Source organism: Streptomyces sp. NPDC059003, assembly GCF_042740445.1.
GTDB lineage: Bacteria > Actinomycetota > Actinomycetes > Streptomycetales > Streptomycetaceae > Streptomyces.
On record NZ_JBHYJH010000016.1, the window covers coordinates 1 to 21,094 of the forward strand.

The window sequence follows — 21,094 nt, forward strand, 5'->3', positions numbered from 1 at the left end:
CCCCCGTGGGGCGTGCCGGAGGCCCGGGCGGGGGCAGGGGCGGCTCGGTGCGGCGGGGTACGTGGAACCACGCGACCTCGTCGGTCTCCTTGGCCCGCACCGGTATCGGGCGGTAGTGCTCGGGCTCCACGAACCGGCCGCCCTCCGCGACCACCGAGTGGTAGAGCACGTCGGAGACCACGAACACGAGGGCGACGCTGTCGTCGGCCGCGAGGACGGCCCTGGCCGGTTCGCTGTCGCAGAGTCGGCACGTCAGGTCGACCGCCCTGCCCACGAGGCCCCGGCCGTCGTGGCTGACGGGGCCGCCGTGCACGGCGATCCGCAGCCGCAGCGGTTCGGCGAGGCCCGCGTTGTGTTCACGCAGGCCTTGGTGGACCTCTTCGAGCCACAGCCCCACCAGGGCCGACGGCGGCACCTCCGGGGCCAGCGCGGCGAGGACGCCGTCGCCCCGGTCCTCCAGGTGCAGCTGGTCGCCGCCGACCCCGGCCGCGTCGAAGGCCGCCTTGAGGATCGCGTACATGCCCTGGCGCGACCGGAGCTTGGCCTGGTGTCCCAGGCTTCCGGACCCCTTGATGTCCGCGCTCACCACCAGCCGGTGGACGGCCTCGTGTCCGGTCACTCCAACCCCCTCGACGACGGTGCGACACCACCAGGATGGCCGCGGCAGGCAGCGGCGTATGTATCCGTTTACACATCCGGCCGCGCGGTTGCGGGGCCGTCCCCGGCCAGCAGGAGCAGCGGTTCGACGTCGGTGACGACCAGGCGTTTGGTGGCGGTGCGGACGATGCCCTGTTCGCGCAGGAGGCGCAGTGCCTTGGCGACGGCCTCGCGGGTCGAGCCCACGGAGGCGGCGAGGTCGTGCTGCGGCAGCGGCAGGTCGATGGTGACGCTGCCGTCGGGGTTGCGGCGCCCGATGCGGTGGGCCAGCTCGACGAGGCGGGCCGCGAGGCGCTGCAGCACGTTCTCCGACGCCAGGGAGCGGCGTTCGCCGTCGGAGCTGCGCAGCCGGGAGCTGAGCTGTCGCAGGACCAAGGAGCTCGCGGCGGGGTTGGTGCCGAGGAACCTGCGGAAGCGGTCGCCGGGAATCACCACGGCGTCCACGTGCCCGAGCGCCGTCACCGTCGCGCTGCGCGGCCGCCGGTCCACGGCCGCGAGCTCGCCGACCAGCTCACCGGCGCCGCGCAGCGCGAGGATGAGCCGATGGCCGCGCTCGGTGTCCACGGACACCACCGCCCAGCCGCTGAGGATCGCGACGACGTACGAGGTGGTGGCCCGCTCGGGCAGGAGCACGTCGCCGCCCTCGTAGCCGCGCGGGACGCCCGACGCCAGCAGGGCCGCGCGGTCCTGCCGGCGTAACGCGTCGAGCAGGGGTTGTTCCTGTTCGATGAGACTCAAGCTGACCGCCCCGGACCGGCACCGACCTGGAAACCGCGTGGAACCGACAGCACGCTAGGCAGCTGGCAGGCGCACGTCAATCAGCTCGGTCAGCTGCCCTTCTTGGTGACCACGAACCGGTCGATCACCAGGTAGTCGATCTCGGTCGCGAGGAAGCACTCCAGCGCGTCCCGCGGCGAGCAGACGATGGGCTCACCGGCGACGTTGAAGGAGGTGTTGAGCAGGCAGGGCACGTCCGTGCGCGCCGTGAAGGCGCGCAGCAGCTCCGCGAGCCGGGGGTTCTGCCGCTCGTCGACCGTCTGGACCCGCGCCGTGCCGTCGACGTGGCAGGCGCCGGGGATCCGCTCCTGGTACTCCTTGCGCACCGGGAAGACGAACGTCATGTACGGGGACGAGGTCTTCTTGCCCATCTCGAAGACGCGCGGCGCCTGTGACGCGAGGACGACGGGCGCGAACGGGCGGAAGGGCTCCCGGTGCTTCACCCGCAGGTTGATGATGTCCTTGATGTCGGGGAAGGCCGGGTTGGCGAGGATGCTGCGGTTCCCCAGGGCGCGGGGCCCGAACTCGGTACGGCCCTGGAACCAGCCCACGACGTTCTTCTCGGCGAGGAGGCCCGCCGTCCGCTCGGCGACCGCGGCGGCGTCGGGCTCCTCCTGCCAGGTGACGCGGTCCGCGTACTGCGCCAGCGCGTCGAGGACCTGGCCCTCGTCGTACGAGGGGCCCAGGTAGGGCGTGGTGACCGCGTCGGCGGGCCGGTTCCTGAGCCCCGCCGCGTACACGGCCGCGCCGATGGCGACCCCCGGGTCGCTGGCGCCGAAGCTGACCTCCATGCCGGTGAACGTCGACCTCTCCAGCATCTTCGTGTTGGCCACGCAGTTGAGCGCAAGGCCGCCCTCGAAGAGGAGGGTGTCCAGGCTCGACGCGGCGGTCAGCGTCCGCAGTTGGTGCGCGGTGACGGCCTCGACCATGTGCTGGGCGAGCCCGGCGACCTTCACCCGGAAGTCGAACTCCTCGCGCTTCTCGCTGTCGCCGCCGAAGAGTCCGTCGAACAGGGCGTAGTACGCGTCCGGGTCCTTCGGTATGGAGAGGGTGTACGAGCCGTTCTCGTGCAGCCGCACGGCGTGTTCGAGCAGCGGGTTGTGCCGGGGCGGCGGGCCGTACGCGGCCAGGCCCATCACCTTGTACTCGTCGTTGTTGGGCACGAAGCCCAGGTAGCGGGTGATCCTGCCGTAGGCCACGCCGAGTGAGCTGGTCATGTCGACGGCGCTGTCGTCGAAGAGGCGGACCACGCCATCGCGCAGCTCACCCATCACGGCGGACAGGGTCTCCGCCCGGCCGTCGCTCACCAGGAAGGCGGCGTCGCCCCCGCCCGCCAGGTAGGCGCCGCACATGAGGTGGGCCAGGTGGTGGGGCACCAGGACGAGTTTGTTGGGGTCGAGTTCGTGACCGGTGCGCTGGACGAAGTCGCTGTAGACCGCTTCGCGGCTGAGCATGTCGGTGTGCAGTTCACCCAGGCGCCGCAGCGCGTCGAACTTCGCGGCGACCGGCAGACCGCCGTCGCATATCTGCGCCATCATCTCCTCGGCAACGGTCTCCGAAAAACGCCAAGGAAAAGCAAAAACATCCACCTGATCAAGGGATACTCCGGCGGAGTCAAGGCACCAGTCGATGGCGTTCACCGGGAAATCGGCGGTCTTCTTGACCCGGCTCAACCGCTCCTCCTCGACCGCCGCGACCACCTCGCCGTCGATCGAAAGAGCCGCCGCCGCGTCGTGGCCGACCAGGAGATTACGGGCGATGCCCGTCGCCCCGTAGAGCCGTCCGAAAAGCTCCGCACCCTTGGTGAATCCGTTGTACCCGAGCACGATCACTGGCCCTCAGCCTCCCAAGCGCGACATTGCGGCAGGGCGATCAGGCTACGCACGCCGCGGACACAAGGGATAGATGTGCAACACGAGCAAGTTGAGGTTTGCACTTCCGCGACACGGAGTACCACTCAATACTCGGCATACGGCACCAACTCACCACGCACGCCCACCAGACGGCCATCAAGGGGACGAACTACCCCTCATCTCCCACCAGTTCAAGCCGTGACCCATGTCACACCTTCGTCCGCCAAACGATCCTTTAAGGTTTCGGCCAGCCGTAATTCGAGGAGGCGATCATGGCGACAATGATGGTGATCGGATACCGGGACGACCTCGACCAGGCACTGCAGCAACGGGGTTTGGATCCGTACTACATCGTGCAGGCACCGGCGAATCCGCCACAGCACCGGAGATACACCCGCGTCGCCGACATGGAGAACGCTCAGGAAATACTGCGGGCGGTTCTCTCGGCGAACATCCACGACCTGGCAGGAGTGCTTTCCGTCCACGAGATGGGCGTATTCGGAGCGGCTTATCTGCGCCGGGAGTTGGGCCTTCCGGGTAACGCCGACGCGAAGGCGGCCCTCTCCTTCCGGGACAAGTTCCTCCAGAAGAGCAGGCTGCCCCCGCAGGTCGAGCGGGCACGCTGCCGGTACGCGGCACGGGACACGCCCTACGCGGAGCTCAAGGACGAGCTGGGCGAGCCCTTCGTCGTCAAACCGGCGACCGGAGCCGGAGCTCTCCGTACGAGCGTCGTCGGCTCCCCCGAGGAGTACGCACGGGCCCTGGACGCATTCCCGGGACAGTCGGATGTCGCGATGGTCGCCGAGTCGTTCGTCGACGCGCCGGAGGTCTATCTCGACGGCATCTGGCGGAACGGCGAACTCCAGTGGTCGTCGTTGAGCCGCAATCACATCTCACCGCTCAGCGCCGTACAGGGCGGCGTCCTGGCCGCACACGTACGCGACCGGAACCGCCACGCGGCCCTGTTCAAGGACGCGGAGGCACTGGCCGGTCAGGCACTCGCCGGCCTCGACGCCCCGGACTGCGTCTTCCACCTGGAGGCCTTCACGACGGAAGCGGGGCTGACCTTCGGCGAGTGCGCCATCCGTCTCCCCGGCGCACTGTCCCCCCAGGTCAACAAGCTGACCTACGGCGTCGACCTCTTCGACATCGAAATCAGCCTCGCCCTCGGCGAAGAGCCGACCCACCACCTCGGCACGACCGCACCGGACCGCTTCTACGGCTACGTACTCCTGCGCCGCCCCCGCGGCGGCCGTCTCACCCAGGAGGACTTCGAGCGCGCCTTCCGCTTCGACGAGATCACCTACGACTCCTCTCCCGACGCACCCGTCGGCCCGTACGGCAAGGTCGGGCACGCGATCGTGTCCGACCCGGACGAGCTGGAACTGGAGCAGATGCTGGACGACATCGCGCGCTTCAACGAGACGGGCGGCGGCGCCCGGATGCGGTAGCCGATCATCCTCAAACGCCGCTTGTTGCGCAGGAGTTGACGGAGCATCACATTCCGATGCACAGTCACCGGACTTTCGCCGCAAGCACATTGCACCCACTTCACCCGACGGCCACAATGAACGCTCCGGACCACGCAAGGAGTGTGCGCGTGAGTGATCCGCCCATCGTGTTCCCGGATGTCGAGCGCCTCGTCGTCGACCACCTCAAGAGCCGTCCCGAGCTGGCCGGAGTCATCGTCGACAACCGCACTCCCCCGGGATTCGACGGCACCCAGAAGGCCGTGCTCGTGTCCCGGGCAGGCGGGGTGTGGATCGACGACCAGCACCTCGACCACCCTCTGATCGACCTGGAGGTCTACGGCCCCGACAAGCCCACGGCCCACACGGTGGCCACGGCGGCCCGCACGGCGCTCCTCACCGTGCGGGGCACGACGTACGGCAGCGCGTACGTCACCGACGCCGTCGAGGCGGACGGGCCGCGCTGGCTGCCCGACTACAACCGGCAGGCCGCCAGCCGCTATCTGTCCACCACCCGGCTCTCGATCCGCCCGGCCTGACGCCCACCGCACGCCCGGGAAGGGCGTGCCCGAAGGAGTCCGCATGCCCGGAATGAACCCGAACGAGATCCGCGTCGCCGGCACGGGACGCATCCTCACCGCCCCGCTCGGCACCACGCCGCCCGCCGACGTGACCACCGGCTGGGCCGCAGGCTGGCGCGACCTGGGCTACACCACCACCGACGGCATCCGCTTCAACAAGAAGGACAAGATCGACCCGGTGGACACCTGGCAGTCGGTCAGCCCGGCCCGCTTCGTGTACTCCGACCGCGACCTCACCGTGAAGTTCGCGCTGCTCCAGCTGAACGAGGACACCCTGCCGTTCTTCTTCGGCGGCGGCGACGTCAAGGAGACGGCCGAGGGCTCCAAGCTCTACGCGTACAAGGTGGCCGCCGAGCCCAAGCAGGACGAGCGGATGCTCGGCGTGGAGTTCGCGGACGGCGGCACCATCAAGTACCGGTTCACCATCGCCCGCGGCCAGGTCACCGAGACCGAGGAGCTCCAGCTCACCCGCACCGCGTCCGTCAAGCTCGGCATCACGTTCACGGCGCTCGCGGTGGACAACGAGGCGCCGCTGGCCAGCTGGCTCATGAACGACCCCGCCTTCGCCAAGTAGCCCACCGGCCACCGAACCCGCCGACCGAGGAGCCTCATGCCCGCGTCCTTCAACGTCAACGCCGCCCGCGCCCAGCGGCTCGAATCCCTGGGCCTGAAGTGGGAGTTCGAGGTGGACGGCGACACGTTCTCGCTGCCCACGGAGATTCCGCGCCGCTCCGCCCAGGCGCTCGCGTCGCTCGACGACAGCGACCTGGACGGCCTGCTCGCGCTGCTGCTCGGCGAGGAGCAGTACAAGCGGCTCGGCGACCACGACCTCAGCGTCCAGGACGTGGCCGCCGTCCTCAACGCCTACGGCGAGGCGACGGGGCTGAGCGTGGGGGAAGGCTGAGCCTCGGCGCGCTCGTGGAGGAGCACGCCGAGGCCATCGAGGCGGATCTGCTGCGGTACTACGGCGTCGACCTCCTCGACTGGCACCGCGGCGCGCTGTCCTCGCGGCGTCTCGCGGTCCTGGTCCGGCACCTGCCGCAGGACAGCGCGTTCCGGTGCGCGCAGGAGGGCGAGGCGGCGCGGTGGTCGCTCACGGACCACCTCCTCGCCGCCGTGGTCGACCATCTGGCCATCGCGAACTGGATGTTCGCGTCCGTCAACCGCGACGAGGACGAGCCGGCGCCGGAGCCGCCGCAGCCGGTGCCGCGGCCGGGCGCCGAGGACGACGCCCCGCCCGCCCCCGAAGGGCCCGGCGCGGCCGAGCTGGCCCGCTTCTTCGGCTGACGCGCCCGAGTGCCGCGCGGGCCGGACGAGAGGAGGAACCATGACGACGCCCCCCGGCGGGCACCGGCGTGACGGCGGTCCCGTCCCTTCCGTCAAGAACGACTTCGAGGAGCGGGTCAAGGCGCTCATCAAGGCCTCCAAGGATGAGCAGGTCAAACGCATCGGTCCGCTGGAGGTGGAGGTCGCCGCGCACAAGGAGGCGCTGACCGGGGTCAACGCCGAGGTCAACGGCGTCAAGGGCGAGATCACGGGCATCGCCGGTTCGTTCAAGGGCCTGGAGAGCAACGTCCGCGTGTGGGGCAAGGACTTCAACCTCGTCGGTGACTTCCTGGCCCGGCTCAAGGGAGAGGCCCCCGACCAGTTGCGCCGGGACATCCAGCGCGTCCAGAACCTCGCCCGGGCGGCACAGCGCACCGCGGACCGGGCGCTCCAGCGCCAGCGGGCCGCCGCCGAACGCGGCGGGCTGAGCAGACGCTCCGGGGAGCAGACGGCCAACGTGGCGAACATCACCCAGGCCTCACAGGCCATCGACCGCCTTGAGCGGCGCATCAACCGTCTCGTCGACGAACTCGGCTGACGGGCCCTCAGGAGGCACCCATGTCACTCGTGCAAGCACTGAACCGCTCCGCCTCCGGCTTCCGTGGGCTGCGGACCAACGCGGGGCAGGCCGAGTCCGGAGTCAGCAGGCTGCGCTCGGCCGTGCAGCAGGCCGACCGGGCCGTCACCCGGATCAAGGGCGGCCTCGACCGCACGGCCGGCTCCTTCCGCGGGGTCAAGACGCAGGCCGACGCCGCCGCCCGCAGCGCGCGGCAGGCCGACCGGGCCATGGACGGCGCCGGGAAGTCGGCCACGCGCGGCGGCGGCCTGATGGGCCGCATGAAGACCGGCCTGCAGGGCGTCACCACCGCCCAGCGCGGCCTGAACACCGCGATGAAGGCGAACATCTTCGGCGCGATCATGGCGCTGCTGCTCCCGCTGATCACCAAGCTCATCGACATGGCGATGCAGTCCAAGACGGTGCAGCGCATCGTGCAGGCGGCGTTCCGGATCATCGGGCAGGTGATCGGTACGACGATGCGCGTCGCCCGGCAGGTCGTGCAGGCGACGTGGAACGCCATCAAGGTCGCCTTCCAGGTCGTCCTGAAGGTGATCTGGACCGTCGTCAAGACCTACTTCACCATCTACAAGACCATCATCACGACCGTGATCCACGCGGTCCTCGCGGTGATCAGACCGGCCCTGAACTTCCTCCGTGAGCGCATCCCGGCGGCGTTCCGCGCCGTCCGCGACGGGCTGCACCGGGCCTGGAACGGCCTCGCGGGGTTCACCAGAGGGGTCTTCAACAGCGTGCTCGGCGCCGTGAAGGGGCCGATCAACGCGGTGATCGGCCTGGTCAACTCGGCGATCCGGGCGCTGAACACGGTGAAGGTGACCATCCCGAAGTGGGTGCCGAAGTTCGGCGGCCAGAGCTTCGGCGTCAATCTGCCGACGATCCCCACCCTGGCGCAGGGCGGCGTCGTGCTGCCGCGCGCGGGCGGCACGCTCGCCCTGCTCGGCGAGGCGGGGCAGGCCGAGGCCGTGCTCCCGCTGAACCGGCTTGAGGCGCTGCTCGCCCGCGGCATGCGGCCGGGCGTGGGTCAGGTCGGCGCGCTCGGCCCCCGGCCGCGGGCCGCGGGCGGAGTGGTGATCGAGAACTACTACGAGGCCCGCGGCGGCAGCGCCCGGCAGACCGCCGAGGATCTGATGTTCCTGATGAAGGCCAGGGGGTGAGGTGAGCGGATGGCTGGCGGAGCGACGTACGAGGCGCCCGCGCCCGGCACGGCGGACGTGACCGCGGGCGAACCCGGTGCGCTGATCACCGCGGACGGGCAGGTGCAGTGGGCGGAGCTGCTCATCGGCCCCGGCACCGCCTTCTGGGTCGCCGCGGAGGGGCTGACCGGCTGGGAGGAGCTGCCCGGACTTGAGTCGTCCGACGCCAACCGGCCGTCGGGGCACGGCGGTTGGCCGGGCACACAGTGGGCGCAGCCGCGCACGGTCACCGCGCAGCTGTGGCTCGCGCCGGACCCGGGCGGCGGCCCGCAGGCGGCGCTCGCCGCGCTCCGCGCCCTGCGCGCCGCCACCGCCGTACGCGACGAGGAGGACTGGCTCGCGGTGCGGCTGTACGGCGAGACGCTGGCCGTCAGGGCGCGGGTCACCCAGCGCGTGGTGCCCACCGACCGGCAGTTCCTCACGAACCGCCTCGCCAAGGCGACGCTCCAGTGGAAGGCCATGGACCCGCGGCGCTACGAGAGCGTCGCGCGCCGCGCCACGGTCGGCCTGCCGCGCCGCGAGCCGGGCCTGACCTGGCCGCTGACGTGGCCACTGGGCTGGGGCACCCCGGGCTCCACGGGCGACGTCACGGTGGAGAACGCCGGGAGCGCCCCCGCCCACCCACTGATCACCTTCACCGGGCCGTGCGCCACGCCGCGCCTGGCCAACCACAGCGACGGCACCTGGCTGGAGTACGACCTCGGCCTGGCGCAGGGCGATGTGCTCGAGGTCGACACCGCCGAGGGCACGGTGCTGTTCAACGGGACCGCGTCACGCCGCCACACCGCGACCGTGGGCAGCGTCCCCGAGGAGCTGTTCACCCTCTCCCCCGGCGCGTCCCGGCTGTCCTTCCGGGCCGAGTCCGGCGACGTGGAGCAGGCGTCGGCCACGGTCGCCTGGCGCTCGGCCGAGTGGTGAGGGCCGCCGTCGGGGCGCGGCACCGCACGCGCCCCTTTGTCCAGCGACTTTGGAGTGTTCCATGACGATACGTTCCGCATGGCATCTGCCCACCGGGCAGACCCGGGAGGACACGCGTCTCGCCGCGAGCCTCGGGATGGCCTCTTCCGGACCCCTGACCGCGCGGGGCGGCTGCGCCGTCGGCGGGCTGCAGCTGACCGGCACGGCGGCCACCAGCATGCAGGCCCGCCTGTCCCCCGGGAGGCTGTGGGTGGCGGGCACCTCCGCCGCCGCGCAGGGCGGCTACCCGGTCACCGTGGACACCGACACGCTGCTCACCTTCGCCGACGGCCACGCCACGCTGCCGCGCGTCGACGCGCTGGTGGTGCGGGTGTACGACGCGGACTACGACGCGTCGGGCCGCTACGAGGCCGTCCTGGAGATCGTCCAGGGCGCCCCGGCCAGCGCGCCGGTGCCGCCCGCCCTGCCCAAGAACGCCGAGCTGCTGTACGAGGTGTCGGTGGCGGCGGGCGCGTCGGCGGCGCGGGGCATCACGTGGGCGACGTCGGTGGCCGACCGGCGGCGCTACACGGCCGCGCTCGGCGGCATCCTGCCCGCCGGGGGCGGCTTCGGGACGCAGGGCACCTATGTGGGGCAGTACCGGGACCTGGGCGGCCGCCTCGAACGCTGGGACGGCGGCCAGTGGCAGAAGTACATCCCCGACGCCCAGGTGAAGTACAACGTCGACGCCGGGTTCACCACGTCCAAGGACTTCACCGAGTCCCTCGCCGATGTCATCACCAACCCGTTCGGCACCGAGTTCACCGCGCCCGCCTCGACGTGGGTGCACATCTCGCTCGGCGCGCTGATGTGGGCGGAGGACGGCAAGGACGGATACATGTCGGTGAACGTGCGCCCGGCCGCGGGCGGCGCCCCGGTGTTCACGGCGACGGACGAGTACACGGCCTCCCGCAGCGGCCCCGGCTCCGGTTCCACGTACACCACCTTCCCTCTCGGCCGCCTCGTCCCCGGCGCCAAGTACGTCATCACCGGCGCCTACAGGTCGGGAACCGACGGGCACAAGGCGTGGTTCGACCGCCGCTTCCTCCGCGTCGACCCGGTCGCCTGACCCCGATGGACAGCCCGTACCTCGCGTTCTTCGCCGACCTGCGGACCAACACGCCCATCGACGTCCTGCCCCTGCAGGGCCTGGAGTTCGACGACTACATCGGCAAGCCGGGCTCGCTGAGCGCCACGCTTGCTGTGCCCAACCGGCGGATGGCGCGGCGGGTCCGGGAGATCGTGGAGGGCCGCACCGCCGTGTACCTCGAACGCGGCGACCAGGTGTGCTGGGGCGGCATCGTGTGGACGCTCACCCCGGCGATGGACGAGCAGGGCCTGGTCACCGTCGCGCTGCAGGCCGCCACCTTCGACTCGTACGCGGCCCGCCGCCACATCCGGCAGAACCTGACGTACACCGACACCGACGACCTCACGATCGTGCGGCGCCTGTGGGAGCACATCCAGGCGGCGCCCGGCGGCGACATCGGCGTCGGCTACGCCCCGGCGCCGCCGGGCACGCGGCGCACGGTCACGTATCTGGACGGCGACGAGACGCCGGTGGAGGAGGCGATCACCCAACTCGCCGCGATGGAGCCCGGATTCGAGTACGTCGTGAGCGTCTACCGCGATCCGGCGACCGGGCAGCGCGCCAAGCGGCTCCTGTTCGGCGCCCCGCGCATCCACGTCGGCGAGGGCACGACGGTCCTCGATCTGCCCGGCGACATCCTCACGTACTCCTTCCCCCGGGACGCCACCCGCGGCGGCACGACCGCCCGCGCCCGCGGCGGCACCCCCGAGGGCGCCAAAGGCCCGGTCCTGTCCGACGAGCACGTGGCGCAGGCCCTCATCGAGGGCGGCTACCCCCGCATCGACACCACGTCCGACCACAGCAACGTCACCGACAAGACGGCCCTGAACGCCCTCGCCCGCGCCGAACTCGCCGCGCTCGCAGGACCGGTCGTGATCCCGGCCGTCCGCATCCGCCTGGACGCGGACACCACCCCGTCGCTCCTGGGCACGACGGTGCGCCTGCGGATCCACGACGTGTGGTTCAGCCAGGGCCTCGACGCGTCGTACCGCGTCATCGGCGTCAAGGTCACCGCCCCCGAACGGGGCCGAGCCGAGACCGCGGAACTCTTCCTGGAAGCCTTGGAGGCCAGCTGATGCCGAATCTCCCCGAGGACATCGTGGACCGCATCAAAGCCCTGGAACGGCAGGTGCGGCAGCTGACCGCGTACGTCAACACGCGCGCCGCGGCACCGGCGCGGGCGGCGGGGGACGCGCCCGAGACGGCCGAGGGGGAGGCCGGGGACGAGGCGACGTGAGGGCCCAGGGCGCCCGCGGACGGCCGCCGCGGATCAGCCCGCCTGTTCCCACCGCTGACCGGCGGTGCCGTTGCACCACCAGATCTGCACGTCCTGGCCCCTGACACCGACCCCGCCACGGACGTCGAGACAGAGGTCGGGCCGCAGGGTACTGACGAGGGAGTTGCCCCGCCAGGTCCAGCGCTGAGCCGCTCCCCCGGTGCAGCCCCAGATCTGTACGTCCTGCCCCGCCACGGCCACCCCGCCCCGCACGTCGAGGCACAGGCCGGGCCGGAGGTCACTGGCGAGGTGGGTGCCCTGCCAGGTCCAGCGCTGGCCCGCGCCGCCGTGGCAGTCCCAGAGCTGCATGTCCTGCCCCGCCGTGGCCACCCCGCCCCGCACGTCCAGACACAGTCTGGTGTCGAGGACGGAGCGGAGGCTGAATCCGGCGCGGGCATCGGCGTGAGCGGGAGCCGTGGCCACCAGACCCGTGGTGAGTGCGGCCACGAGGCCGGTCACGGCGGCCATGACGCGCGTACGAAGCCTGGAGCCGTGCTTGCACTGGTGCATGGTTCTCCCCTCCCTGGACGGATTCCGCACCCGAGCATGCCGAGCGAACGCCGCAGCCGGGAAGGGCAGTTCCGCTGAGTGGAACCCGATCCTCCTTCCCTCCCTGCGCGTGCAGCTTCGACGACATGCGAGTGAAGAGAAGGTGAATAGCGCCCCACGCGCCCCAAAGGATCAAGCCAAAGTCCCTGCGCCGAACGGCTTTTGAGCCATGCGACATTGCCCTCCTTTGACTTGAACTTGGCCTCGCTTTTACCTTCAATTGCGGCGGCGCACCCGCCAGGTGCCTTTGCCTCGATGGGCCCGGCGCGCGCCGGGCCCATCGCCCCCCCACACGCGCCGACACCCCCGAAGGGTGGTCATGAACGGTCAGCCGAGCGCCGACGTCGTCGACCAGATCAAGAACATTCCGATCTACCGGACGTCCGTCGAACGCGGCCACTTCCCCATCCTGGAGAAGCCGGAGATCGCCCGCGGCTTCCCCGACAACTGGATGACCCCCGCACTGACGGCCGCCCTCGCAGCAGGTGAAGCGGAGTTCGCCCTCTCGACGGGCACCAACCACGCGCGGATGCAGCTCATCCGGCCCCCGTACTTCCTGCTCCACTCCTACTACCAGCTGTGGAGCGAGCACCCTGACATCGCCGACACCTGGCACCAGGGCTGCCGGCGGGTCTCCCTCACCACCGTCCTCGCGACCGAGCACGTCGCCCGCGTCAACGCCCGCAGGCGCGCGGGCGCGCACGCGCAGCCCGACCCCGTGCCGGACCTGGAGCAACGACGCCTGGACGAGCGGACGTTCTACGTGAACCTCCGGCACGACCCGGCCCTGTGGGACCGCGCCGACGTCGAGCGCATGATCAGCGAGATCCGCGCAGCGGGCGCCGCCCACCCTCGCGGCCGGTACCACCTGGACTGCTCCGGCCCCCATCTCGCACACCTGGTGCGCAAGGCCGTCGACTGGGGCCTGTGGGCCTCCTTCCCGCGCCCGTCAGCCTCATCGTGACCAGCGTCCGCAACCCCCACATGCCCCTGGTCCGCTACCTCTCGGGCGACTGCGTGCGCACCGACGACGGCTCGCCGGACCCGGCCCGCATCTCCCGGTTCTGCGGACGCGAGAAGGAACTCCTGAAGACCGTGTACGGGCCCGTCGCCCAGGGCGACCTCGACGACGTGGTCGCCGACGCGTCGCCGCGCGTCTTCATCCACCAGCTCGACACCCGCGACCCTGCCCGCGCCCTGCTCCGCTACACGACCTTCGACGGCGCGCCGCTCGCCCCCGCCGAGGCCGACGCGCTGCGCATCGGCGTCACCAGACTGATCGCACGGGCCACCGATCTGGAGCACCAGGAGCACCTCCCCATCGGCAGATCCGGCAAGTACGCCTGGCTAGCCCAGGACGGCTGAGCCCTCTCCCTCCCGCCCCTCCCCCCCACCGCCTCCTGGGAACACCATGCCCACGCAGCCCGCCGTGTCCGCCGACCCCACCGCGTCCTTGCTCGACGACCGCCTGCGCACGGAAGTCGTGGCTCACTTCACCGCCACGGCCGGCGCGCCGCGGGAGTACGTGGAGCGGCAGGTCTGCGAACAGCGGCTCCCGGGCGGCTTCTTCATCGAGCACCGCAGCATCGCGTACGAGGACTACCAGCGCGAGCCCGGCAGAGAACAGGCCGTCGAGCAGGCGTTGCGCTGGATTCCCCTGTACGTGCGGGAGTTCGGCCCCTTCGACGAGGGCACCCTGCCGCACTGGACCATCGTGCGCTTCCCCCCAAGGACCGGGCGACAGGTGAACGAGCACCCGCACGCCGACACGGCGTCCCGCGCCCCGGGGCCCTGACGACCATGAAGCACCTCACCCCCGGCGCCCCCTGCACCTCTGACTCTCCGGTCCGATGGCCGAGCGCGGCGGCACACCTGCGCCGCTGGGTCGCGGCCAGCGTGATCGTCCTGCTCTCCCTCCTGTGCGGCGGCGCCGCTCCGGCCGCCGCCACCACCGCGCCGCCCGGCACATCGGCACCCCCGGCACTCGCCGCACCGGAACCCCACGCGGCCACCGCCGAGGCACAGGAACACGCCTCCGTGGACGGCGAGGCCCACCGCCCGCCACCGCACTATGCGCGCGGCCGCTCGCACACCCCCGCGGCGGACCAGCGCCCCGCGCTCGCACGGACGTGGCCCGACCCTGCCGCCCGCCCCGGCGCGTGCACGCCCCGCAGACCGGCCGGTCCCCGCCCCTCGGCACCCGAACCCGCCAGAACGGGCGCCCAGGTGCTCGTCCTGCACTGCGTGGCGCGCTCCTGACGCACGGGCCGGACCGGGCTGCCTCCGCGTACGCCCGTGACTCCGTACGTCCGTACCCCACCCTCACCCTCACTTCAGGAGGCGTCTCTGTCATGGAGACCTTCATCACCCATGCCCGCGGGCTCACCGCCCGCATCGCCGAACGGCGCGAGGAGCAGGAGACGTTCGGGCGGCTCGCCGCCGGACAGTCGCCGCTCGCGCTCTTCATCACCTGCTCCGACTCCCGGGTCGTGCCGTCCCTGATCACCGGTGCCCGCCCCGGTGACCTCTTCGAGCTGCGCACCGCGGGCAACGCGGTGCCGCCGTACGAGGAGGGCCGCCCCGCGGGCGCCGAGGCCGCCACCATCGAGTACGCGATGCGCGTCCTGAAGGTCGCCGACATCGTGGTCTGCGGCCACTCGCACTGCGGTGCCGTCGGCGCGAAGGCCCGCGGCGACGACCTCGCGGAGCTGCCCGCCGTACGGGACTGGCTCGACCGCCAGCTCTCCGACGGGCTGCCCGCCGACGACGGGCCCGCGGTCGCCGCCGCCGTCCAGCGCCATGTGCGCGAACAGCTGGCGCGGCTGCGCGCACACCCCTGTGTGCGCGAGCGCCTCGACACCGGCGACGTGCGCCTGCACGGCTGGTACTACGAGGTCCACACCGGCCTGGTCGCAGCGCACCACGCCGGGACCGACCTGTTCCTCCCCCTGTGAAGGCAGCCGAACCGACCATGAAGAAGCCCTCAGTGCGTGAACTCTCCACACTGCGCGCGGATGTCACCGCGTCGATCGTGGTCTTCCTCGTCGCCGTCCCGCTGTGCGTGGGCGTGGCCGTCGCGTCCGGCGTACCGGCCGAGCTCGGCCTGGTCACGGGCATCGTCGGCGGCCTCCTGACCGGTCTCCTGCCGGGCAGCAGCCTCCAGGTGAGCGGCCCTGCCGCCGGTCTGACCGTGTTGGTGTACGAGGCCGTGCAGGAGTACGGACTCAAGGCCCTCGGCGCCCTCGTCCTGGTCGCGGGACTCCTCCAACTGGCCATGGGCGCCCTCAAGCTGGGCCGCTGGTTCCGCGCGATCTCGGTCGCGGTGGTCCAGGGCATGCTCGCGGGCATCGGCCTCGTCCTCATCGCGGGACAGCTGTACACGCTGGTCGACGCCGAGGCACCCGCGTCCGGCCTCGCCAAGCTGGGCGAGCTGCCGCGGCTCGCCGCCGACACCGCCCGCTCCGGTGACGCCCTGGCCGCGTTCGCCGTCGGCACCGGCACCATCGCCGTCCTGGTGCTGTGGCCGCGGTGGCGGCGGGCGGCCCGGGCCCTGCCCGCGCCGCTCGCGGCGGTCGCCCTCGCGACGGCCGCGGTCTTCGCCCTCGACCTGCCGGTGGCGAAGGTGGAGGTGCACGGCCTGCTCGACGCGGTGCAGCCGCCCGGCGCCGACGCCTTCTCCTCGCTGGTGACGGGCGGCGCCCTGGTGGGCGCGCTCGGCACGGTCCTCGCCTTCACCCTGATCGCGTCCGCCGAATCCCTGTTCAGCGCGGCGGCCGTGGACCGGCTGCACGACGGGCCGCGCACCGACTACGACAAGGAGCTGATGGCGCAGGGCGCGGGCAACGCGGTGTGCGGGGCGCTCGGCGCGCTGCCGATGACCGCGGTGATCGTACGCAGTGCCGCCAATGTGCAGGCCGGCGCCAGGACCAAGGCGTCGCGGGTCCTGCACGGCGTCTGGCTCCTCGCGTTCGCCGCGGCGTTCCCCGCGGCGCTCGGTGTCATACCGGTCGCCGCGCTCGCCGGGGTCCTGGTGCACGCGGGCTGGAAGCTGATCCCGGTCAAGGAGTTCGCACCGCTGTGGCGCGCCCACCGCGGCGAGGCGCTCGTGCTCGCCGTCACGGCGCTGGCGATCGTGGCGACCAACATGTTCGAGGGCGTCCTCATCGGCATGGCGCTCGCCGTCGTCAAGACGGCCTGGGACACCTCGCACGTCCACCTGGAGATCGACGGCGTCGAGGGCACCGGCACGATCCACGTCCGCGTGGTCGGCAACGCCACGTTCCTGCGCCTGCCCAAGATCCTCGACCAGTTGGAGGCCCTGCCGCGCGACCGCCCGACCCGCCTCGACCTGACGGGCCTGCGCCACCTGGACCACGCGTGCGGGATGGCCCTCGCCGGCTGGGCCGAACGACACGGGACGGCGGTGACGGCGAACGAGGCCGACGCCGCCCTCCGCTGAGGGCCTACCGATAGCCGCTCAAACCGTCCGCGAGTTCCTCCTCGTCGCCGTCGTGCAGGGCCGCGAGGGCCTGTTGAAGGGCGAAGGTGTCGCGGAGTGCCGTGATGCGTGTGGTCGTGGCGTCGTCGGTGCAGGCGCCGAGTGTGCGGACCCGGTGGAGGAGTTCGTCGCCGTAGCTCGCCGCGATGGCGGCCAGGTCTTCGGCCGGGTCGCCGATGCCGACCTCGTCCCAGTCGACGACGCCACTCAGGCGGGGCACGCCGTCCGCTGTCTCCCATAGGACGTTCTCGCCGCCGAGGTCGCCGTGGACGACGGCGGTGGTGAGAGGGGGCAGCGCCTCGGCCGCGGCGAGCTCGGCCGCGGCGCGGCGGCGTCCGGCGGCCGACATCAGGGGGAACAGGTCGGCCCGTACTCCCGCCGCGAACTCCCGCCACTGCCCCGCGGGGGCCGAAGGCAGCGCGGCACGCACGCGCGCGTCGGTCCCCGCGGCCGCGAGCGCGGACAGCAGCGTGGCGTACTGCCGCGCCACCGCCTCCGCCGCTTCGGGGCGGTCGAGCGCGGCTTCCTCCAGCGGCGCTCCGGGGATGCGGCTCAGCACCAGGTACGACGGTTCGTCCGCGCCCGGCGCGATGTTCTCGGAGAGCGGCCGCGGCGTGCGGAAGCCGAGGTCGATCCCCTCCAGGGCGCGCAGCGCGGCCGCCCGCTCGGGAAGGCGCCGCGCGGCCGCCTCGGTGCGGGCGAAGCACACCACCCGGTCCTCGCCGATCACCACATGGTGGAACTGCCCTTCGTGGACGACGAGTTGGTCCGGCATGTCAGCGGGCAGCAGTCGTCCGAGCAGTTCACGGTGCGTCTTGAGGATGTCCATGATCCCCATGGTCGGCGAACGCTCCGCAGATCTCGAACCCAATTCCGCCTGTGAAGAGTCGGGCACACATGTGTCGAGGCGGTGTGGGGCACGCCCTCCCGAGTCTTCTCATGAGTCGATTGATCATCACGCGGACGTCAACCCGCCGTAACCAGCGGCGCTTTTGATGACCGCACCGCGCCGGTACATCCGGCCGGTTCCGTCCCCACCCCCACAGGGAGAGACCTCCGTGCCCCACCCCACGCCGCGTACGTACCTGGGCGGCGCCGTCGCCGTGACACTCGCCGCGACGGCGACCCTGGTCGCCACGGCCCCGACCGCCGCGGCCGCCGAGACGCCGCGCCTGAAGGTGCTCACGTACAACACCTTCCTGTTCAGCAAGACGCTGTACCCGAACTGGGGCCAGGACCACCGCGCCAAGGAGATACCCGCCGCCGGGTTCTTCAAGGGCAACGACGTCGTCGTGCTCCAGGAGGCGTTCGACAACTCCTCGTCCCAGGCGCTGCAGAACAACGCCGCGGCCCAGTACCCGCACCAGACCCCCGTGATGGGCCGGAGCAAGACGGGCTGGGACGCCACCGGCGGCGCGTACTCCGCGCTGACGCCCGAGGACGGCGGCGTGACGGTCCTCAGCAAGTGGCCGATCCTGCGCAAGGAGCAGTACGTCTACAAGGACGCCTGCGGCGCCGACTACTACTCCAACAAGGGCTTCGTCTACACCGTCCTCGACGTCAACGGCACGAAGGTGCACGTCGTCGGCACCCACGCCCAGTCGACCGACCCCGGCTGCGGGGCGGGCGAGGCGGCCGCGACCCGGGCGAAGCAGTTCAAGGAGCTGGACGCGTTCCTGGACGCCAAGCGCATCCCCGCCGACGAACAGGTGCTCGTGGCGGGCGACTTCAACGTCGACTCGCACAGCGCCGAGTACGACGCGATGCTCGCCGACGCCGGGCTCGCCCCCGCGGACGCGCGCACGGGCCACCCGTACTCCTTCGACACACGGGACAACTCCATCGCCGCGGAGCGCTACCCGAGCGACCCGCGCGAGGACCTCGACTACGTCCTGCCCCGCCAGGGCCACGCCCGCCCCACCGGCTGGCGGAACGACGTGGTCAAGGAGCAGAGCGCGCCCTGGACGGTGTCGAGCTGGGGCAAGGAGTACACGTACACCAACCTGTCCGACCACTATCCGGTCGTGGGCAGCTAGGCACCGACACCCGCTGAGGACGGGCGCCCCCTACGGACAGGCGCCCGTCAGGGGGCGATGGGCAGCCGGCGCTTGTGGTCGGTGAGGCGGTAGCGGCGGACGATCGTCTCGAAGGTGCGGTCGTCCACCGGCTTGCCCTCCAGGAAGTCGTCGATGTCGTCGTACGTGACCCCGAGGGCGTCCTCGTCGGCCTTGCCCGGGTCGAGGGTCTCCAGGTCGGCGGTCGGGGTCTTCCAGACCAGTTCGGCGGGCGCGCCCAGGGCGTCGGCGACGGCGCGCACCCGGCGCTTGGTCAGGCCGGTCAGCGGCACCAGATCGGCGGCGCCGTCGCCGAACTTGGTGAAGAAGCCGGAGACCGCCTCGGCGGCGTGGTCGGTGCCGACGACCAGGCCGCCGTGCGCCCCGGCCACCGCGTACTGGGCGATCATGCGCTGGCGCGCCTTGATGTTGCCGTGGACGAAGTCCTGGTGGTGGGCGTCGCGGAAGGTCACGCCCGCGGCGAGGGCGGCATCGAGCGCGGCGTCGCTCGCGGGCTTGATGTCCACGGTCAGGAGGTGGTCGGCCCGGATGAAGGAGAGCGCGAGCTGGGCGTCGTGCTCGTCGGCCTGGACGCCGTAGGGCAGCCGCATCGCGTAGAACCGCGCCTCGTGCCCGGCGGCCCTGGCCCGCTCGACGGCGAGCTGGCACAGCCGTCCTGCGGTGGTGGAGTCCACGCCGCCGCTGATGCCGAGCACCAGGGACCGCAGGCCGGTGGAGGTCAGCCGCTCGGCGAGGAAGGCCACCCGGCGCTCGATCTCCCGCTCGGCCTCGAAGACCTCGGCGACCTCCAGCTCCCGGGCGATCTCCTGCTGCAGGACTATGGACGCCGGCTCACTCACGACTGCTCCTTGTTCCGGTCTCACGCGGTGCGTGATGTTCACGATGTGCTGCCGCGCCCACCCTACCCAGGGGTGTGCGGCGGGTCGGGGGCGGACGACCAGGTGACCTCCGGCCCGCGCGGCGCACCACGTACTCTTGCGGCGTGACGATGGACAAGGCCGACATGGACGAGGCCGATGGTGTGAGTGCCGGTGTGAGTGCCGGTGTGAGTGTCGACGCGATGCTCGCCGACCTGCAGACGCTCGTCGAGGTGGAGTCGCCGTCGCGCGATCTCGACGCCCTGACGGCATCGGCCGAGACCGTCGCGGCCGTCATCGAGCGCCGGCTCGGCGGACAGGCCGTCCTCGTGCGGAGCGAGGGCGGGCCGCACGTCCGCTGGTCGGGCGGCGGCGACCCCAAGGTCCTGATCCTCGGCCACCACGACACGGTGTTCCCGCTCGGCACCCTTGAGCGCCGCCCCTTCCGGGTCGAGGACGGGCACGCCACCGGCCCCGGGGTCTTCGACATGCTGGGCGGCCTGGTGCAGGCCATCCACGGTGTCGCGGCCCTCGACGACCGGTCGGGCGTCGAGATCCTGGTGACCGCCGACGAAGAGGTCGGCTCCCGCTCCTCCCGGGCCCTCATCGAAGAGCGGGCCCTTGCCTGCGGGGCCGTGCTCGTGTTCGAGGGCGCCGCCGACGGCGGTGGCGTGAAGACCGGCCGCAAGGGCTGCGGCACCTTCCAGGTCTCCATCACGGGCCGGGCCTCGCACGCGGGCCTCGAACCCGAGGCCGGGGTCAACGCCCTGGTCGAGGCGGCACACCAGGTACTGGACATCACCGCGCTCGGCCGCCCCGCCATCGGCACGACCGTCACCCCGACCGTCGCGTCCGCGGGAACGCTGGACAACGTCGTCCCCGCGGAGGCGACCGTCGTCGTGGACGTCCGGGTCGAGTCGGCCGACGAGAAGGACCGCGTCGAGTCCGCGTTCGCGGCGCTCGCCCCGCACCTCGACGGTGCGGAGATCACGGTCCAGGGAGCCATCGGCCGACCCCCGATGCCCGAGTCGGCGTCGGCCGAGCTCTTCGCGGTGGCCAGGACGCTGCTCCCCGGCCTCGAAGGCACGGCTGTCGGCGGCGGCAGCGACGGCAACTTCACGGCTGCCCTCGGGGTGCCGACGCTCGACGGCCTGGGCGCGGTCGGGGGCGGTGCCCACGCCGACCACGAGTACGTGGTGGTCGCGGCCATGCCGGAGCGGGCGCGCCTGGTCACCGGCCTGGTGCAGGCGATTCGGCACCCGTAGCGGCGGCCGCGCACCCCTGTTCGGCCCGCTCGGCCCGTCCGGCCTGTCCGGCCTGTCCGGCCTGTCCGGCCTGTCCGGCCTGTCCGGCCTGTCC

General features: G+C 71.9%; 23 protein-coding genes and 1 pseudogene. 18 read left to right on the plus strand and 6 right to left on the minus strand.

Going from position 1 to position 21,094, the window contains the following annotated elements; genetic code table 11:
• The 3 genes from ACFWZ5_RS09465 to ACFWZ5_RS09475 all read right to left on the minus strand — a co-directional run.
• On the minus strand, positions 1 to 619 hold a 619-nt coding region (locus ACFWZ5_RS09465; protein WP_384890578.1), incomplete at its 3' end, for a hypothetical protein.
• Between the two features lie 68 nt (positions 620 to 687).
• Positions 688 to 1,395 carry a Crp/Fnr family transcriptional regulator gene (locus tag ACFWZ5_RS09470; protein ID WP_384792214.1) on the minus strand — a complete coding sequence of 236 codons (708 nt, stop codon included), beginning with the start codon at positions 1,393 to 1,395 and terminating at the stop codon, positions 688 to 690.
• A gap of 89 nt (positions 1,396 to 1,484) precedes the next feature.
• Positions 1,485 to 3,266: a carbamoyltransferase gene (locus ACFWZ5_RS09475; RefSeq protein WP_384792211.1), complete on the minus strand. Its 1,782-nt coding sequence runs from the start codon at positions 3,264 to 3,266 to the stop codon at positions 1,485 to 1,487.
• A 293-nt stretch (positions 3,267 to 3,559) separates the two neighbouring features.
• Here ACFWZ5_RS09475 and ACFWZ5_RS09480 point away from each other — a divergent pair, with 293 nt between their 5' ends.
• From ACFWZ5_RS09480 to ACFWZ5_RS09530, 11 genes are all read left to right on the plus strand, one after another.
• Positions 3,560 to 4,738, plus strand: a complete 1,179-nt coding sequence (locus ACFWZ5_RS09480; protein WP_384792208.1) for an acetyl-CoA carboxylase biotin carboxylase subunit family protein — start codon at positions 3,560 to 3,562, stop codon at positions 4,736 to 4,738.
• Positions 4,739 to 4,887: 149 nt separating this feature from the next.
• Positions 4,888 to 5,295, plus strand: a complete 408-nt coding sequence (locus tag ACFWZ5_RS09485; RefSeq protein ID WP_384792205.1) for a hypothetical protein — start codon at positions 4,888 to 4,890, stop codon at positions 5,293 to 5,295.
• A 43-nt stretch (positions 5,296 to 5,338) separates the two neighbouring features.
• Positions 5,339 to 5,911, plus strand: coding sequence for a phage tail protein (locus ACFWZ5_RS09490; protein WP_384792202.1), 573 nt, complete (start codon positions 5,339 to 5,341; stop codon positions 5,909 to 5,911).
• 36 nt (positions 5,912 to 5,947) lie between these two features.
• Positions 5,948 to 6,241, plus strand: coding sequence for a hypothetical protein (locus tag ACFWZ5_RS09495; RefSeq protein ID WP_384792200.1), 294 nt, complete (start codon positions 5,948 to 5,950; stop codon positions 6,239 to 6,241).
• A gap of 14 nt (positions 6,242 to 6,255) precedes the next feature.
• The gene (locus ACFWZ5_RS09500) at positions 6,256 to 6,624 is read left to right on the plus strand and encodes a hypothetical protein (protein WP_384792197.1); all 369 of its coding nucleotides are present in this window, start codon (positions 6,256 to 6,258) and stop codon (positions 6,622 to 6,624) included.
• Positions 6,625 to 6,664: 40 nt separating this feature from the next.
• Positions 6,665 to 7,201, plus strand: coding sequence for a hypothetical protein (locus ACFWZ5_RS09505; protein ID WP_384792194.1), 537 nt, complete (start codon positions 6,665 to 6,667; stop codon positions 7,199 to 7,201).
• A gap of 20 nt (positions 7,202 to 7,221) precedes the next feature.
• Complete coding sequence (locus ACFWZ5_RS09510; protein WP_384792191.1) at positions 7,222 to 8,394, plus strand: hypothetical protein; 1,173 nt, start codon at positions 7,222 to 7,224, stop codon at positions 8,392 to 8,394.
• A gap of 9 nt (positions 8,395 to 8,403) precedes the next feature.
• Positions 8,404 to 9,351, plus strand: a complete 948-nt coding sequence (locus ACFWZ5_RS09515; protein ID WP_384792188.1) for a phage distal tail protein — start codon at positions 8,404 to 8,406, stop codon at positions 9,349 to 9,351.
• Between the two features lie 61 nt (positions 9,352 to 9,412).
• The gene (locus ACFWZ5_RS09520) at positions 9,413 to 10,459 is read left to right on the plus strand and encodes a hypothetical protein (RefSeq protein ID WP_384792185.1); all 1,047 of its coding nucleotides are present in this window, start codon (positions 9,413 to 9,415) and stop codon (positions 10,457 to 10,459) included.
• A 5-nt stretch (positions 10,460 to 10,464) separates the two neighbouring features.
• Entirely contained in the window at positions 10,465 to 11,556 is a 1,092-nt protein-coding gene (locus ACFWZ5_RS09525) for a hypothetical protein (RefSeq protein ID WP_384792182.1), read from the plus strand.
• A complete protein-coding gene (locus ACFWZ5_RS09530; RefSeq protein ID WP_384792179.1) occupies positions 11,556 to 11,717 on the plus strand; it encodes a hypothetical protein in 162 nt (53 codons plus the stop codon). Before ACFWZ5_RS09525 ends, ACFWZ5_RS09530 begins: the two co-directional genes overlap by 1 nt.
• A gap of 33 nt (positions 11,718 to 11,750) precedes the next feature.
• On the opposite strand, the gene ACFWZ5_RS09535 is transcribed toward ACFWZ5_RS09530, so the two are convergent.
• A complete protein-coding gene (locus ACFWZ5_RS09535) occupies positions 11,751 to 12,266 on the minus strand; it encodes an RICIN domain-containing protein (RefSeq protein ID WP_384792176.1) in 516 nt (171 codons plus the stop codon).
• 358 nt (positions 12,267 to 12,624) lie between these two features.
• Here ACFWZ5_RS09535 and ACFWZ5_RS09540 point away from each other — a divergent pair.
• The 5 genes and pseudogenes from ACFWZ5_RS09540 to ACFWZ5_RS09560 all read left to right on the plus strand — a co-directional run bounded on the left by ACFWZ5_RS09540 (position 12,625) and on the right by ACFWZ5_RS09560 (position 16,764).
• A pseudogene (locus ACFWZ5_RS09540) lies at positions 12,625 to 13,670 on the plus strand (hypothetical protein).
• Positions 13,671 to 13,716: 46 nt separating this feature from the next.
• Complete coding sequence (locus ACFWZ5_RS09545; RefSeq protein WP_384792173.1) at positions 13,717 to 14,100, plus strand: hypothetical protein; 384 nt, start codon at positions 13,717 to 13,719, stop codon at positions 14,098 to 14,100.
• Positions 14,101 to 14,105: 5 nt separating this feature from the next.
• On the plus strand, positions 14,106 to 14,564 hold the full coding sequence (locus tag ACFWZ5_RS09550) for a hypothetical protein (RefSeq protein ID WP_384792171.1): 459 nt from the start codon (positions 14,106 to 14,108) through the stop codon (positions 14,562 to 14,564).
• Between the two features lie 92 nt (positions 14,565 to 14,656).
• Positions 14,657 to 15,259: a carbonic anhydrase gene (locus ACFWZ5_RS09555; protein WP_384792168.1), complete on the plus strand. Its 603-nt coding sequence runs from the start codon at positions 14,657 to 14,659 to the stop codon at positions 15,257 to 15,259.
• 17 nt (positions 15,260 to 15,276) lie between these two features.
• The gene (locus tag ACFWZ5_RS09560) at positions 15,277 to 16,764 is read left to right on the plus strand and encodes a SulP family inorganic anion transporter (RefSeq protein ID WP_384792165.1); all 1,488 of its coding nucleotides are present in this window, start codon (positions 15,277 to 15,279) and stop codon (positions 16,762 to 16,764) included.
• Between the two features lie 4 nt (positions 16,765 to 16,768).
• Here ACFWZ5_RS09560 and vph read toward each other — a convergent pair whose 3' ends face one another.
• Positions 16,769 to 17,674 carry a viomycin phosphotransferase gene (vph, locus tag ACFWZ5_RS09565; RefSeq protein WP_384792162.1) on the minus strand — a complete coding sequence of 302 codons (906 nt, stop codon included), beginning with the start codon at positions 17,672 to 17,674 and terminating at the stop codon, positions 16,769 to 16,771.
• Between the two features lie 187 nt (positions 17,675 to 17,861).
• Between vph and sph the strand changes: the two genes are divergently transcribed.
• A complete protein-coding gene (gene sph, locus ACFWZ5_RS09570) occupies positions 17,862 to 18,839 on the plus strand; it encodes a sphingomyelin phosphodiesterase (RefSeq protein WP_384792159.1) in 978 nt (325 codons plus the stop codon).
• A gap of 47 nt (positions 18,840 to 18,886) precedes the next feature.
• Here the strand turns inward: sph and nadE are convergent, their stop codons facing one another.
• The gene (gene nadE / locus ACFWZ5_RS09575) at positions 18,887 to 19,717 is read right to left on the minus strand and encodes an ammonia-dependent NAD(+) synthetase (protein WP_384792156.1); all 831 of its coding nucleotides are present in this window, start codon (positions 19,715 to 19,717) and stop codon (positions 18,887 to 18,889) included.
• Between the two features lie 149 nt (positions 19,718 to 19,866).
• On the opposite strand from nadE, the gene ACFWZ5_RS09580 reads away from it, so the two are divergent.
• Entirely contained in the window at positions 19,867 to 21,000 is a 1,134-nt protein-coding gene (locus ACFWZ5_RS09580; RefSeq protein WP_384792226.1) for a M20 family metallopeptidase, read from the plus strand.
• The last annotated feature ends 94 nt before the right edge of the window (positions 21,001 to 21,094 follow it).